Source organism: Halomonas sp. A3H3 (assembly GCF_000982975.1).
GTDB classification, from domain to species: domain Bacteria; phylum Pseudomonadota; class Gammaproteobacteria; order Pseudomonadales; family Halomonadaceae; genus Vreelandella; species Vreelandella titanicae.
This window is the reverse complement of sequence record NZ_HG423343.1, coordinates 4,965,487-4,979,721: the sequence shown is the minus strand read 5'-3', so window position 1 is coordinate 4,979,721 and position 14,235 is coordinate 4,965,487. Positions and strand designations below refer to the sequence as shown.

Annotated in this window: 11 protein-coding genes; 5 read left to right on the top strand and 6 right to left on the bottom strand. The window is 56.7% G+C overall.

Annotated features, from left to right (window positions below):
- From HALA3H3_RS26425 to HALA3H3_RS22605, 4 genes are all read left to right on the top strand, one after another.
- Positions 1-1,730 (top strand): phosphoenolpyruvate carboxylase (locus tag HALA3H3_RS26425; RefSeq protein ID WP_082116893.1); only part of this gene is annotated, 1,730 nt, incomplete at its 5' end.
- Between the two features lie 67 nt (positions 1,731-1,797).
- Positions 1,798-2,343, top strand: coding sequence for a DUF924 family protein (locus tag HALA3H3_RS22615; protein WP_022523831.1), 546 nt, complete (start codon positions 1,798-1,800; stop codon positions 2,341-2,343).
- 36 nt (positions 2,344-2,379) lie between these two features.
- A complete protein-coding gene (gene rluF, locus HALA3H3_RS22610) occupies positions 2,380-3,447 on the top strand; it encodes a 23S rRNA pseudouridine(2604) synthase RluF (protein ID WP_053857080.1) in 1,068 nt (355 codons plus the stop codon).
- 26 nt (positions 3,448-3,473) lie between these two features.
- Positions 3,474-3,749 (top strand): DUF1294 domain-containing protein, encoded by a 276-nt coding sequence (locus tag HALA3H3_RS22605; protein WP_022523829.1) that lies wholly within the window; start codon positions 3,474-3,476, stop codon positions 3,747-3,749.
- A gap of 30 nt (positions 3,750-3,779) precedes the next feature.
- On the opposite strand, the gene HALA3H3_RS22600 is transcribed toward HALA3H3_RS22605, so the two are convergent.
- The 3 genes from HALA3H3_RS22600 to HALA3H3_RS22590 are packed head-to-tail and all read right to left on the bottom strand — an operon-like array spanning position 3,780 to position 6,153.
- Positions 3,780-4,460, bottom strand: a complete 681-nt coding sequence (locus HALA3H3_RS22600; protein ID WP_022523828.1) for an anthranilate synthase component II — start codon at positions 4,458-4,460, stop codon at positions 3,780-3,782.
- Positions 4,457-5,878, bottom strand: a complete 1,422-nt coding sequence (locus tag HALA3H3_RS22595) for an anthranilate synthase component I family protein (RefSeq protein ID WP_022523827.1) — start codon at positions 5,876-5,878, stop codon at positions 4,457-4,459. Before HALA3H3_RS22595 ends, HALA3H3_RS22600 begins: the two co-directional genes overlap by 4 nt.
- Complete coding sequence (locus tag HALA3H3_RS22590; protein WP_022523826.1) at positions 5,875-6,153, bottom strand: Trp family transcriptional regulator; 279 nt, start codon at positions 6,151-6,153, stop codon at positions 5,875-5,877. Before HALA3H3_RS22590 ends, HALA3H3_RS22595 begins: the two co-directional genes overlap by 4 nt.
- Before the next feature lie 96 nt (positions 6,154-6,249).
- Between HALA3H3_RS22590 and HALA3H3_RS22585 the strand changes: the two genes are divergently transcribed.
- Positions 6,250-8,145 carry a monovalent cation:proton antiporter-2 (CPA2) family protein gene (locus HALA3H3_RS22585; RefSeq protein ID WP_022523825.1) on the top strand — a complete coding sequence of 632 codons (1,896 nt, stop codon included), beginning with the start codon at positions 6,250-6,252 and terminating at the stop codon, positions 8,143-8,145.
- Between the two features lie 1,124 nt (positions 8,146-9,269).
- On the opposite strand, the gene HALA3H3_RS27540 is transcribed toward HALA3H3_RS22585, so the two are convergent.
- The 3 genes from HALA3H3_RS27540 to HALA3H3_RS22570 all read right to left on the bottom strand — a co-directional run.
- Complete coding sequence (locus HALA3H3_RS27540) at positions 9,270-9,512, bottom strand: hypothetical protein (RefSeq protein WP_022523822.1); 243 nt, start codon at positions 9,510-9,512, stop codon at positions 9,270-9,272.
- A 327-nt stretch (positions 9,513-9,839) separates the two neighbouring features.
- The gene (locus tag HALA3H3_RS22575; RefSeq protein ID WP_022523821.1) at positions 9,840-10,232 is read right to left on the bottom strand and encodes a DUF5412 family protein; all 393 of its coding nucleotides are present in this window, start codon (positions 10,230-10,232) and stop codon (positions 9,840-9,842) included.
- Between the two features lie 4 nt (positions 10,233-10,236).
- A partial coding sequence (locus HALA3H3_RS22570) for an RHS repeat-associated core domain-containing protein (protein ID WP_053857079.1) occupies positions 10,237-14,235 on the bottom strand: 3,999 nt, incomplete at its 5' end.

The following is a 14,235-nucleotide window of genomic DNA, read 5'->3' as shown; positions in this document are numbered from 1 at the left end:
GTGATGTAGCCGAGCCGTACCGCGAAGTGTTGAAACGTCTACTGGCTAAGGTGGAGTCGACCCGGGATTGGGCCAAGGCCGAACTGGAAGGGCGCAACTACGACGGCGGGCCGATTATTGAAACCCGCGATCAGCTCTACTCACCGCTGCTCGCCTGCTACCGTTCGTTGTGTGATGTGGGCCTCGACACCATCGCTAACGGCGCGCTGCTGGATACGCTGCGCCGAGTAGCGGTGTTTGGCGTTACGCTGACCAAGCTTGACCTACGTCAGGAAGCCAGTCGCCATGCCCAGGTCATTGAAGAGCTAACAAGCTCCCTTGGCCTGGGTCACTACCAGGAGTGGGACGAAGCCAAACGTCAGGAATTTCTGCTTGAGGAGCTGGCCTCACGTCGCCCGCTGATTCCGCGCCGCTGGGAGTGTTCCGCCGAGTCCCGCGAAGTGCTGGATACCTTCAAAGTTATCGCCCAGGAGCACTCCGAAGCGCTGGGAACTTACATCATTTCCATGGCCGCTGAACCCTCGGACGTGCTCACCGTAGCACTGCTGATGAAAGAGGTCGGGGGGCAGGTAACGCTACCTATTGCACCGCTGTTTGAAACCCTTAACGACCTGGATCACGCAGGCGATGTGGTGGATCAGCTGCTGGCGATACCGGGCTACCGTTCGCTGATCGATGACCGTCAGGAGGTCATGATCGGCTACTCCGACTCGGCAAAAGATGCCGGCCAGCTGGCCGCTGCCTGGGCGCAGTACCGTGCTCAAGAGTCGCTGGTCAATGTGTGTAACCGACACGGTGTCGATTTAACCCTGTTCCACGGCCGCGGCGGCACCGTCGGCCGCGGTGGCGGTCCGGCCCATGCGGCGATACTCTCCCAGCCTCCAGGCTCGGTAAACGGCAGTCTGCGGGTGACTGAGCAGGGCGAGATGATTCGCTTCAAGTTTGGCCAACCCGATATTGCCCTGCGCTCCATGGAGATCTATGCCTGTGCAGTGCTGGAAGCCACGCTGTTGCCACCGCGTGCACCGGAACCGCACTGGCGTGAAGAGATGGATCAGCTCGCCAAGGTAGCGCATGGTGCCTATGTGGGCGTGGTGCGTGAAGACCCAGACTTCGTACCCTATTTCCGCGCGGTCACACCGGAAGGCGCCTTGGGTAGGCTGCCGTTGGGTTCACGCCCCACCAAGCGGCGCCAGGATGGCGGGGTGGAAACCCTGCGCGCCATTCCATGGATTTTCGCCTGGACGCAGATTCGCCTGATGCTACCCGCGTGGCTGGGCAGCGGCGAAGCCTTTGCGCGGCGCTTGGAGCAGCCCGGTGGACGCGATGTGCTACAGGAGATGCGCAACGAGTGGCCTTTCTTTGGCACCTATCTGGACATGCTGGAGATGCTGCTGGCCAAAGCCGATGTCGCCATTGCCGCTTACTACGAGCACCGCTTGGTCGACGAGCCCTCACTGAAGGCGTTGGGTAAAAAGTTACGCCAGCGCTTCGCGTCGTTGGAAGAAGCAGTGCTGGATATTCTTCAGCAAGAGAAGCTATTGGAAAACACGCCGCTGATTCGCCAGGCGATCGATGTTCGCAACCCCTACATCGATCCGCTGCACGGTTTGCAGGCGGAGTTGCTGCAGCGTAATCGCGACGCCGACGGGGCGATCAGCGCCGATCTTTCTCGGGCGTTAATGGTCACTATGGCGGGCATAGCGGCAGGTCTGCGCAACACCGGCTAGGCTGTTTTAACACGATTTTTTACCGTAACGTTTTACTACAACGTTCTACTACAACAGGGAGGCGTCAATGTCCTCAGATGCTCAAGCGGTACTCGACTTTTGGTTTGAGGAGTTGACGCCTGCTCAGTGGTTTAAAAAAGACGCTGAGTTGGATCGTACAATCTCGCAGCGGTTTGGCGCGCTGCATGCCCAAACCGCGCGGTGTGAATGTTACGCATGGCGTCAAACGCCGCAAGGGCGGCTTGCGGAGATCATTGTGCTGGATCAGTTCTCGCGCAATATCTATCGCGATGACGCTCGCGCCTTTGCCACTGATCCCTTAGCGCTGGCGCTAGCTCAAGAGGCGGTAGCCGCTGGGGCAGACGCAGAACTAACCAGCGAGCAGCGTGCGTTTTTGTATATGCCCTATATGCATAGCGAATCCGCGGCCATTCATGAGCTGGCGATGCAGCTGTTTGACCAGCCGGGGTTAGAGAATAACTACGACTTTGAAGTGCGCCACAAGGCGATTATTGATCGTTTTGGGCGCTACCCGCACCGCAACGCACTGTTGGGGCGGGGCTCTACCGACGAGGAGTTGGCCTTCTTAAAGGAGCCCGGCTCCTCTTTTTAACTGTTTGCTTATCCTCTTATAGCCACATGGCGTTTTATGTCGTTTCGAAAAACTACCCGTATCAATAAATATATTAGCGAGAGCGGGATGTGCTCTCGCCGTGAAGCCGACCGTTTTGTGGAGCAGGGCAACGTATGGATAAACGGTCGCCGTGCGACTACCGGTGATCAAGTGGTGGCGGGTGACTTGGTTAAAGTAAACGGTCAGGAGATCGAGCCTCAGGAAGAGGAGGATCTGGTACTGATCGCGCTGAACAAACCGGTGGGCATTGTCAGTACCACTGAGTCCAGCGAAAAGGACAATATCGTTGAGTTTGTGAAGCATGGCGTGCGTATTTTTCCCATTGGGCGGCTCGATAAAGACTCTCAGGGGCTGATTTTTTTAACCAATAACGGCGATCTGGTTAATAAGATTCTGCGCGCCAATAACAACCACGAAAAAGAGTACCAGGTGACGGTGAACAAGCCGATCACCGACGAGTTTATCGAGGGCATGCAGAGTGGTGTGCCGATTCTTGGCAAGGTGACTAAGCGCTGCAAGGTGCAAAAAGAGTCCACCTTTGTGTTCACCATCACTCTGGTGCAGGGGCTCAATCGGCAAATTCGCCGTATGTGCGAATACTTCGGCTATGAAGTTACCCAGCTTATTCGCACGCGTATTATGAATGTACCCCTCAAAGGCTTGGCCCTGGGCGACTGGCGCGATCTTACTGCCAAAGAGATCGATACCATTATCGCGCTGACCGAACGCTCAGAGGCGGCACCCGAGAAGAAAAGTAAAGCTAAGCCGGAAAGACCCAACTACAGCTCAGGCGCAGGAAAGGCAAAACCGCCTTCCGCGAAAGGGCGCCCGGCCAAAGCAGGCGCGAAGGCGGCTGGTGCCAAAGCGGCCGGGGCTAAACCACCCGTCAAGGGTAAAAAAGCCGTCAGTGGAAAAACAGGTACCGGCCCGAAAGGCAGTACGTTAGGCAAGCCGCACTCCAAGGGCAGCAAAGCCCCCGGCAAGCTTGGTGCTAAAAGCAAGCCTGGAGCTAAAGGTAAGCCCGTTGGTAAAGGCCGCGGTAAGCCAGCGGCGGTCGGAAAGCCTTCCCAGCGGCGCAAGTAACTCCCCATCATTCAAGAGTCTTCACTGTGATCCCAATCGTCGCCTTTTACGCTGTAGTGAGCGTTATCGCTTATATCACTTACGCTATCGACAAAAAGGCGGCTATTAAAAACCGCCGTCGGGTGAGTGAAAAGTCGCTACATCTGCTTGGGGTAGTGGGTGGCTGGCCGGGTGCGCTACTGGCCCAACAGCAACTGAGGCATAAAACCCAGAAAACCGCCTTTCAAGTTACGTTCTGGCTGACGGTTGTCGTAAATCTGGCCTGTCTAGGATGGCTAACGGTTTCATTGAGTCTCATTTAGCCACCCGTTTAGCCACCCTATACTTGGTGCCTACGCTCTGGCGTGATTGCCGTGCGCGAAAAGAAAATTAGCGATCAGCTCTTTGCCGCCTTCGGTGGCAAACGATTCCGGGTGAAACTGGATGCCGTGAATCGGGTACTCCCGATGTTTAACGCCCATCAGTTCGAATTCACCCAATGCCTGCCAACTGCTACGCTGCTCAAAGCTATCAGCTGCCAGTGCGCCCACGGTGGCGGTCACCTCCAGGCACTCGGGCAGGGTGGTCGCATCGGCAATTAGCGAGTGGTAGCGCATTACCTCAAGCTGGTCGGGCACGCCGTTAAACACCGATGCGTTATTGTGGTTGATCGGGCTGATCTTGCCATGCATCGGTAGCGGAGCTTTCACCACCTTGCCGCCAAATACGTGCACAATGCCCTGCATACCCAGGCACACTCCCAGCAGCGGTGTGGTCTTGCCCAGTTTCTCGATCACTTCAGCGCATACACCAAAGTAGCGCGGGTCATCCGGCGAGCCGGGGCCGGGGGAGATGATAATACGATCCGGGGCCATGGCTTCGATGGCGTCGTAATCGATCTGATTGTTGCGCTTAACGATAATCTCAAAATTGGCCAGCCCGCCGCGGTTCTTCTCTGTGGTTAGAATCTCACCAATAAACTGGTAGAGGTTGTAGGTGAAGGAGTCGTAATTATCGATGATAAGTACCTTCATGCTGGGCTCTCCATGTCCGTCTCCATAAAGGGGGTAAGGGCTTTGCGAGTACCGGCAAACTTGCGGCGGATCTCCTCATACTCATCGTCGGCATTGCTATCAAACACATTGCCACCGCAGGTTTGCACGTAGGCACGCTCACCATTCACAAACACGGTACGAATCGGAATCGCAAAGGTACAGTCGCCGTTGAACGAGAACTGACCCACTGCGCCTCCGTAGGGGCCGCGCCCGTCGGTTTCCAGATCATCGATGATTTTCATCGCCTCGATTTTGGGTGCGCCGGTGAGGGTGCCCGCGGGGAAGTTGCTGGCCAGCGCGGTAAACATATCTTCACCTTCGGCGATAATGCCGACGATCTCGCTGGAGATATGCTGCACGTGGCTAAAGCGTTTGATATCCATCAAACTGCGTACTTTCACCGTGGCAAACTGCGCTACCCGGCCAATATCGTTGCGGTGTAGATCCACGATCATATTATGCTCGGCGATCTCTTTGGGATCGTTAAGCAGTGCCCTAGCGAGCTGGGTGTCTTCCTGGAGTGTTTGACCCCGGGTGGTGGTACCCGCCAGTGGGAAGGTCTCCATCTCGCCCTGGCGAAGCCGAAATAAAAGCTCTGGGCTTGCGCCGATCAGCTTCTGCTCGCCAAATTTGACGTAGTACATTTGCGGCGACGGGTTGATGGTGCGTAGCTGGTCATACAGCGCCAGGGCGTCGCCTTTAATACTAAAGCGTTTTTTAAAGCCAACTTCGCACTGGAACACCTTGCCGTCGATAATATCCCGTTTCACCTTGGCCACCGCCTCGGCGTGCTCTGCCTGGCTCATGGTGTCGCCTAAGGCGGTGATTTTCAGCGGGCCTGCTGGTTCATCGTCTGCATCGATCAGCGTCTGCAGAAATTCGTAGCGGCTGTTGTCGTAGTAGAAGTAGGTGACTTCTCCGGTCATCTTGTCGAGGATCAGGCCATCTTTGTAAAGCCCGAATCGGAAGGTGTCGAAATCATCGTTGGCTTTTAACGTAAGCGATGGCTCGAAATACTGCATGGCATCGTAACCAAGGTAACCGCTTAACCCCCCGGCGTACTTGCGGGAAATAATATTCTGCGGGATCAGGCTACGCAGCAGTTCGTAGGGGTTGTCGCTAGTGTAGTGGTTGGCATTACCGCCACGTTCTTCGATGGTCAGCGTGTTGCCGTTGGCGTAGAGCGTGTACTCGGGGTCGAACCCGATAATCGAGTGGCGCGCCATATGGCTATCTTCGCCCAGAGACTCAAGCATGTAGCAGGTATCAAACCGACGCTCGATTTTCTGAAACAGGGCAAAGAAGTCGCAGTCCGCCGCCAAGGTCACATAGTGAGGTTTGCGCGGCAGCGTAAAAGGCTGCGGGCCTGATGAGGCATGTGTATTGGCAGTGGTCATGATGCATCATTCCGTGAAGAAGGGCTTGAAGAGGGTAACGTGGTCAGCGCGCGGGAACCCCGTGAAACCGTAGCGATGCCCACGCCCAGGGTTTCGGCAATTTTGCGGTGGGGCACGCCTTCACGCAGCAGCTTAAAAATTTGTAGGCGTTTACTGATTTCTTGGTACTCTGCAGGCGTTAGCAGGCTCGCCAGCGCTGCGTCCATTGCTTCAGGTGAATCAATAGCGAGCAAATGGCGAATGAGCTCAGCCTGGTAGTGTTCGTCTGTTGTCATGTGTGCCACCAGGTAACCTGTAATGTACTAGCGTACTAGTACGCTACCTGATTGCTCAGGGAAGTCAAGCAGAGCGTTCAATTTTGAGGAGTCACGATGACCGGCTATTTTATTCAAGCCTTTATTTACCTTGTCGCCGCGGTGATCGCGGTACCGCTAGCCAAGCGTTTTGGTCTGGGGTCTGTGCTGGGGTATCTGGTTGCTGGGGTCGTGATTGGCCCGATTCTGGGGCTGGTGGGGCAGGAGACCACCACCATTCAGCACTTTGCCGAGTTCGGCGTGGTGATGATGCTGTTTTTGGTGGGCATGGAGCTAGACCCCAAAGGGCTGTGGGCCATGCGGGTTCGTCTGATCGGCCTGGGCGGACTTCAGGTCTTGCTAACCGCCGCAGCTGGCACCGCTATTGCCTGGTGGCTGGGACTCGTGTGGCAAACCGCCCTGGCGGTGGGACTGATTTTCGCGCTCTCTTCTACGGCGATTGTGCTGCAAACACTGAATGAAAAGGGGCTGGCCAAAACCGAGGGTGGGCGCAGCGCTTTTTCGGTGCTGCTGTTTCAGGATATTGCGGTAATCCCCATGTTGGCGCTGATCCCGCTGCTGGCGCTGCCTGAGTTGATGGGGGCGGGCGGTGATGACGGTCACGCCAGCTTAAGCCTGGTAGCCCACTTGCCCGGCTGGGCGCACGCCTTAGTGGTCGTGGGTGCCATCGTGAGTGTCATCGCCGGCGGCTACTACTTAATGCCGCTGCTGTTTCGCTATGTGATTGGCTCTGGCCTGCGTGAAGTGTTTACCGCTACAGCGTTGATGTTGGTGATTGGCATCGCCGCACTGATGAGTGTGGTCAATTTATCCCCCGCGCTGGGTGCCTTCCTGGCGGGGGTGGTGCTCGCCAACAGTGAATTTAAGCACGAGCTGGAAGCCAATATTGAGCCCTTCAAAGGACTACTACTGGGGCTGTTCTTTATTACCGTAGGGGCGGGCATCAACTTCTCGGTGTTAGCAGCGGAGTGGGGCACGGTGCTATCGCTAGGCGTGGCGGTTATCGTTGTTAAAGGTGTGATTCTGTTGGGTTTGGCGCTGCTATTTCGAGTGCCTGGTAGCAACGGCTGGCTGTTTACTTTAAGCCTTGCCCAAGCCGGTGAGTTTGGCTTTGTGCTGCTGACCTACAGCGTTCAAAACAGCGTGATTCCTACCGATATCTCCCAGGTGCTTTCGTTAGTCGTGGCGCTATCGATGTTCTTAACGCCGTTGCTATTTATTGCCTATGACCGGCTGGTGCTGCCGCGCTACCTTATCGCTAAAAACGATGATCGCGAAGCCGATGCTATTGAGGAGCAGGCACCGGTTATCGTTGCGGGGGTAGGGCGGTTTGGACAAATAATCTGCCGCTTGCTGCGCGCCAATAATATCCCCATCGTGGCGCTGGATCTGGAGATTGAGCAGATCGAGAATCTGCGCAAAATTAATATCAAAAGCTACTTTGGTGACGCCAGCCGCTCCGACTTGCTTGAGACCGCAGGGATTGAGCACGCTAGGTTACTAGTTATCGCGTTAGACGATCGTGAGCGTGCCGTGCAGATGGTTAAGCATGTGAAGCATGCTTACCCCCAAGTGTGGGTGCTGGCCCGTGCGTTCGACCGTGGTCATGGCTATCAACTACGTGATGCAGGGGCCGACGACGTTATCAGTGAAACCTATCATTCAGCGCTGGAGTTGGGTGGGCACGCACTGACTGCCATGGGCGTGCACCCTATGCGAGCTAAGCAGATGACTTGGGCCTTTGTACAGAACGAAGATGCCCACGAAGATGAACTGTTTGAAGCCTGGAAAGAGATCGAAGAGGGCATCAGCTTCAGCCCCCGCTACGGCGAGCTATTTATGAAGCTGGAAGAGTCGTTGAACAGCGCAATGAAGCAGGATTGGCCCGAACCCCAGCGGCAAGATGTGCCTATTTGGACACCGCCTGAAGTTGATCAGGAGCACAATGCATAGGTAATGACGTAAATAATGGCGGTTTGCTGTGGTGCGCTGATTTATTAGCTCCCCTCCACCGTAAACCGCATCATTACATAGATTAAGTGGTGATCAAACGCGATGAACTGCTGCCAATATTATTCTTCTTTCATAGGTTTGTATCGTTCCCAACCCATTTTATGATGGTATTTAATCATTGCTTCTTCATAACTATCAGCCTCTATTCTATATAGTAGCTTCGCATTCTGAGAAAGCAGCACTTTCTTTTTTTATTCGGCTATATTATTTACAGTAGACAGCGTCGTGCCGTCCTCATCTTCCCAAACTTCGAAAATCATCATATTTAGCCTCAGTAATCTTTTATGGAACAAATGCTTCACCCGTAATGACTTCTATATCAACACGAATAGCATTACCCCGAGGGAAACTTCTAGAAACGGGGGCCATAACACCGCCAGCATTTCCTGCGTTATTGATAAAGCGTTCTGCCTGATTAAAATCTCTAGCTCGCTTTCGTATTTACATTTTTGTCAACTGTGTTTGCCTCTCATCAAGCATCAATAGCTCTTCTGCTGAACTGGGAGAGCTCATTTGTGACCAAGCAACTGACGCCTCTAGGCCACCACCTTGTGCCTGAATTCTTCCGCGGTGCATTATTTCTTCTGTACTTGAATGAGTGCCAGTATATGCGCCAGGGCGTGTTTGAAACGTATCATTTGTAGGGCTAGAGATGGTAGATACTGCAGTCGCAGTGGCCCCTATTCCCAATGCACCTAAAAGCCATTGTCCAGCTGAAACACAAGCTGCCATCGTGGGGCCTGGTACCGCGCATACTTGGGCCACTAACCCCTGCGGATCCACCATCCCCGTCGGATTATTTACATAACCACACAAGTTCGTGCCGCCGTTGAGGCTGATCGGATCCTGGCTGATGCATCTGCCTTACTGTGGGTCGTAGTAGATACCGCTTTCTTCGTCGCGCCACTGGCCCTGGAGGCGGATCGGTTGGGTGACGTTGCGCACGGCGCGTTGGTTTTTGACCGCGGCCCAGTCGTCGGGTTCGGCGAGCCATCGGGGTTGGCGTTGGGGGTGGCTGACTGCATCGGCGTACCCAGGGCGTCGGTGACGTAGGCGCTGAGTACCTAGCCTTGCTGGGTGACATCAATACGCAGCATGGGCACAAAACTGCCCGGCTCGTAGACCACGGTGGTGCGCTGATTGTCCGTATCTTCGCGCACGATGCGATCACCGTCCCAACCGTAGTGGGTGGTGCCGTTGGTGTGGCGCACGGTTTTGCTGATGCGTCTTCCCAGGCCGTCGTAGCGGTAGGTGGCTTCGCGGGTAGCCCCCAGTTCGCTGGCGTGGTAGGCGATGCGCGCCGTCATAGCCCAGGGTTAAACGTTCGCCGTTGGGCTGTTGGCGTTCGATCAGGTTACCGGCCCCGTCGTAGCGGTAGCGGGTACCGTTTAGCTGTCCCAGGCTATTATCAGAAAGGGCCTGTTGGCCTTCTAACCGATTACCGGCCGCGCCACACTGTAGCGGTGGGCGTGGTCACCATGCTGGCTGCCGATTAGACGCCCGGCGGCGTCGTAGCTGCAGGCGATGACTTTTGATGCTTGATCGCCTTACAGTGCACGGAAGCTCATCCGACTCAGGGTATCGTCATGGTACTGCTCTTCCCTGCCTAAAGAAAGCCAATTGGCTGCCCACTTCTATTGATATTCAATAGACACTGTTTGCCAATTCATTTCTTTTCTAAATATATCTGCATTAGTTATAATTTTGGGTGAGAAAATCTTTAATTGGTCGGGGCCTGTCCATTCAAAATCTATAGATACAGCAGCCTCTATAATGAAAATATCTTCGAAGGCGCTAACCTTTTCATCTTGTCTAAGTGCTACTATCGTCGCAGATGGTGTCGTTGCTCCACAGCCTTTGATATAAACCATGGCTTCATATTTACCGCTCGGAGATTTACTGCGGGAAATTTCATGTGTTTCACAATCTGAAAAAATACCTCCACTGAAAAAAAACCACACCACAATACCTAAAAGAGCGAGTAAAACAAAACTACTACCAATGATTATTATCTTCAAAACTTTCATCTCATCATGGTCCGAGTTGAATAGGAGTGTTCCACTGTTCTCTATTACGATAAAAATCTATTCCTTCCTTAATCCAGTACTGATCTTGCGGATCATCGCCAAAAGGAGCTGTGCCGAGAAAGGGGAATAAGCTAGGCCCTGGGCTACCCCAGGAGGGTAAAGAAGTTCCCGCAGCTTGCTGCGCTCGACCTGCTTCATTCAAGAGGATTGTATCAGGAAAGCCAAAAGCTGCCCCAGTAGCGCCATAGTTAAAATTGCCGAAGTCTTCATAATCACTACCTTGCTGCTTGTAATCCCAGGGCCCTCCATTTTTCACTTGATTCCTAAACCACCACGGACTCCATTTATCACTTGCATTTGCTATATTACTGTCGATGTCAGCGCCTGAGGGCGCGAGTGGAGGCCATTTTTTGCAGTTACCAAGTTCACCCTCTTGGGGGCAGGATGTGGTAGAGCCCATAAGATCGCTAAAGTCAGCACCTAAAAAACCACTCAGCCCCAGCGGATCCACCATCCCTGTCGGGTTGGTCACATACCCATACAAGTTAGTGCCACCGTTAAGACCAATCGGATCCTGGCTGATATACCTGCCTTGCTGCGGGTCGTAGTAGCGGTGGCGGTTGTAGTAGAGGCCACTCTCTTCGTCGTGCCATTGGCCCTGGAACCGGATTGGTTGGGTGACGTTGCGCACGGCGCGTTGGTTTTTGACGGCTGCCCAGTCGTCGGGTTCGGCGAGCCAGCGGGGTTGGCCGTTGGGGGTGACCAGTTGCATCGGTGTACCCAGGGCGTCGGTGATGTAGGCGCTGAGTACCTGGCCTTGTTGAGTGTCATCAATGCGCAGCATGGGCACAAAACTCCCAGGCTCATAGACCACGGTAGTGCGCTGGCTATCCGTTTCTTCCCTTACAATGCGGTCACCATCCCAGCCGTAGTGGGTGGTGGCGGTGGTGCCATTGGTGTGACGTACGGTTTTGCTGATGCGTCTTCCCAGGCCGTCGTAGCGGTAAGTGGCTTCGCGGGTCGCCCCCAGCTCGCTGGCGTGGATCAGGTGCACTAGGCGATTCGCGCCGTCGTAGCCCAGGGTTAGGCGTTCGCCGTTGGGCTGTTGGCGTTCGATCAGGTTACCGGCACCGTCGTAGCGGAAGCGGGTACCGTTTAACTGCCCCAGTCGATTATCAGAAAGGGCCTGTTGGCCTTCTAACCGATTGCCCGCCGCGTCCACTGAGTAGCGGTGGGCGTGGTCGCCGTGCTGGCTGCCGATCAAGCGCCCGGCGGCGTCGTAGCTGTAGGCGATGACTTTTTCTGCTGGATCACCTTGCAGGCTGCGGAAGCTCATCCGGCCCAGGGCGTCGTATCGATAGCTCTGCTGGCTGGCGGTGTCCGGGCTGCGCAGGGTGAGGTGATCCAGTTGGCCCAGGTTCGTGTACCCGCGCTCCAACACCAGCGGCTGGTTGTGCGCCTTGGCGCCGGTGCTGAGGCGGCGCTGGGTCTCCCGGTGCAGCGCATCGGGTTCCAGGGCGATTTCCAGATCCAGGCCTGGGGCACTTAGGCCGTGCAGGTGGCCGCTGCCGTAGGTGTGCCAGTTGAGCGCCGGTAGTTCACCGAACTGACTAGCCTGGGGCGCGCCGGTAGCCGTCAGGCTATGCTGGTGTTGCCAGCTCCAACCACTCTCTCCTGCATGTTGCTGCTGTTCGCCGATTAAGCGTTGGGCGTGGTCGTAGTTAAAACTGACCTCGCCGTGGTCGTTGGTGACGCTGAGTAGCTGGCCATTGGTGCCCCACTGGTACTGCTCCGTGCTGGCCGGGGCGTGTTCCGTGGCGGGCAGGTGCCGGGCGGTGAGGCGACCAGCTTCGTCATAGTCGTACTTAGTGACCAGCGGCTGACCATCAGGGCCGGGGCGATTGGCCTCAATGCGTTCGATCAGTCGCCCGGCGTCATCGTAGCGGTACTGCTGCTCCCGGCCATCGGGGCCGGTCTCGCTGGCTAAGCGATCCATCTCGTCATAAGCAAAGCGGTAGACCGCGCCGTTGCCCAGGGTCAGCTCGCTGAGGCGGCCAATGTCATCGTAAGCGGTGAACTGCTGGCTGCCGTCGGCCTCGATGCGTTGCACCTGGCGGCCGTGGTCATTAAAGAAGAATTGTTGCCTAAACCCTTGCGGGCCTTCCAGCTCCACCAGCCGCCCAAGCGCATCCACATGGTGGTGCCAGTGGGTGCCGTCCGGCAGTTGCGTGGCGAGTCGTCGACCCATCTCGTCGTGCTGGGTGCGGGTGGTCTCGCCCAAGGCGTTGGTGACACTGGCCAGATAGCCGTGGCGGTCGTAGGCGTACTCGGTGCGCTGCTGGGAGCAGTCGATCTGGGCGGTGATCTGGCCCAGGGCGTTCCACTCGCGTTGGTGGGTAGCACCCCCCGCATCGGTGACAGTGGTAGGGCGGTCGGGCAGGTCGGTATTGTCGTAGGCGAAGGCGGTGGTGCCTTCCGGCCCGATGACTTCCAACGGATGGCCGAGGTCGTTACGTGGGATCTGCCAGCGCTGATCGCCAGGGCCTTCGATGTTAACCGGTTGCCCCAGGGCATCCCGTTCAATGGCCCAGCGGGTGCCATCCGGGGCTACCTGGGCGATCACCTGACCATGGTCATCGCGCTCGATTAGCATCTCGTGGCCCAGCGGATCCACCGTGGCTACTTTGAGACCGGCACGGTCATAGCGAAACTCGATCCGCGAGCCATCGGCGCGGGTATGGGCCGTCCAGCGGCGGCCGGGGCCGCTGCCCACAAAGTGGTAGCGCTCCTCCCGGCCCAGGCTGTCGGTGACCAGCGTATGATCCACTTGGTAGCTGTACGTCCGCGCCAAGCCACCGGCTTCCTGCTGGCCGACCACGCGGCCATCCGGGGCGTGGCGATCCCAGGTGTAGTGGGCTTCCATGCCGCCGGGTACCCGGTGGGCGGTAAGCATATGCGCTTGCCACTCGAACTCGCGCACCACTTCACCGTGGCGGTGACGCACCGCAATCAAATCCCCCACCGGGCTATAGGAGTAGCGCACTAACCACTCGTCCGCCGACTCACCGTCGTGGGCCTGCACCAGCTTGACGCCGGTCAAGCGCTGCCCGGTGTCGCCTTGCATCGCGGGTAACAGGGCATCGTAGACCAGCTGGTAGTGGCGCTGGGCGCTGTCGATCACCCGCACCAACAGATCACCCTCCCAGCGGTACTGGGTGGTGTAGCCGTTGCGGTCGCGCTCTTCGATTAAGGGCCAGCGGGCGCTATTATTTCCTACGTTATCGCCTGAACTCGCGCCAATGGTTGCCACGTCTGTTGGGTTAGCAAACACATAGTAAAGCCCGCTGGCATCGCTTAACACGATACGCTCAGGATCATTGCGCAACGTCTCGTCCAGGGCTTGCCAGCGGGGCGCGTTGCTATCTTCAGCGGTTGAGGCACCCCCGCGGCGTATCCATAGCTGTTCGGTGGGCGAGAAGCGTGCCTGGCCGGGGGCCAGTGAACCAAAGGTAATCGCACGGCCCTGGGCATCTTGGACAATACAGGCGTCGTCATTGAGGGTAATGGCCAGAGACTCGCCGGGGAGCGACCAACCCTGACCCAGGGCGCCTACCGCTCCGTTGCTGGAGAGGTAGCCACGGCTAAACACAAACGGCCGTGGCGCGGGGAGTGCAAAATCGGTCTCGGCGGGCAGCAGCTTGGCGCCCAGCAGCGGGTTCACCGGGCTACCCACCGCCGGTTGGCAGGCACTGCAGTCGTCGGCCAGGCCATCGGTGATGTCGATATCGTCTAACGCCAACGGCGTGGCGGCGGTGATGTCGCTGCTGAGCAGTGGGGTCTGGTGCGGCTCAAGGGTAACGTCCTCGCTCTCCTCAGGCTCGGCTTCCCCGGGTAAGCGGGGCAGTACAATCGCCTGGCCCTGGCCGCGGCCGGGGCTACCGCCGGAGTTGATCTTGACCTGGGGGCCGACAATGGTCACGCCGCCGGGGTCGAGCTTGATAAA

Bases quoted from the DNA above. Each gene is read 5' to 3' on its own strand.
- rluF (WP_053857080.1), top strand. From the start codon at position 2,380: ATGTCGTTTCGAAAAACTACCCGTATCAATAAATATATTAGCGAGAGC.
- HALA3H3_RS22600 (WP_022523828.1), bottom strand. From the start codon at position 4,460: ATGAAGGTACTTATCATCGATAATTACGACTCCTTCACCTACAACCTC.
- HALA3H3_RS27540 (WP_022523822.1), bottom strand. From the start codon at position 9,512: ATGACGGCGCGCATCGCCTACCACGCCAGCGAACTGGGGGCTACCCGC.
- HALA3H3_RS22585 (WP_022523825.1), top strand. From the start codon at position 6,250: ATGACCGGCTATTTTATTCAAGCCTTTATTTACCTTGTCGCCGCGGTG.
- HALA3H3_RS22615 (WP_022523831.1), top strand. From the start codon at position 1,798: ATGTCCTCAGATGCTCAAGCGGTACTCGACTTTTGGTTTGAGGAGTTG.
- HALA3H3_RS22575 (WP_022523821.1), bottom strand. From the start codon at position 10,232: ATGAAAGTTTTGAAGATAATAATCATTGGTAGTAGTTTTGTTTTACTC.
- HALA3H3_RS22590 (WP_022523826.1), bottom strand. From the start codon at position 6,153: ATGACAACAGACGAACACTACCAGGCTGAGCTCATTCGCCATTTGCTC.
- HALA3H3_RS22595 (WP_022523827.1), bottom strand. From the start codon at position 5,878: ATGACCACTGCCAATACACATGCCTCATCAGGCCCGCAGCCTTTTACG.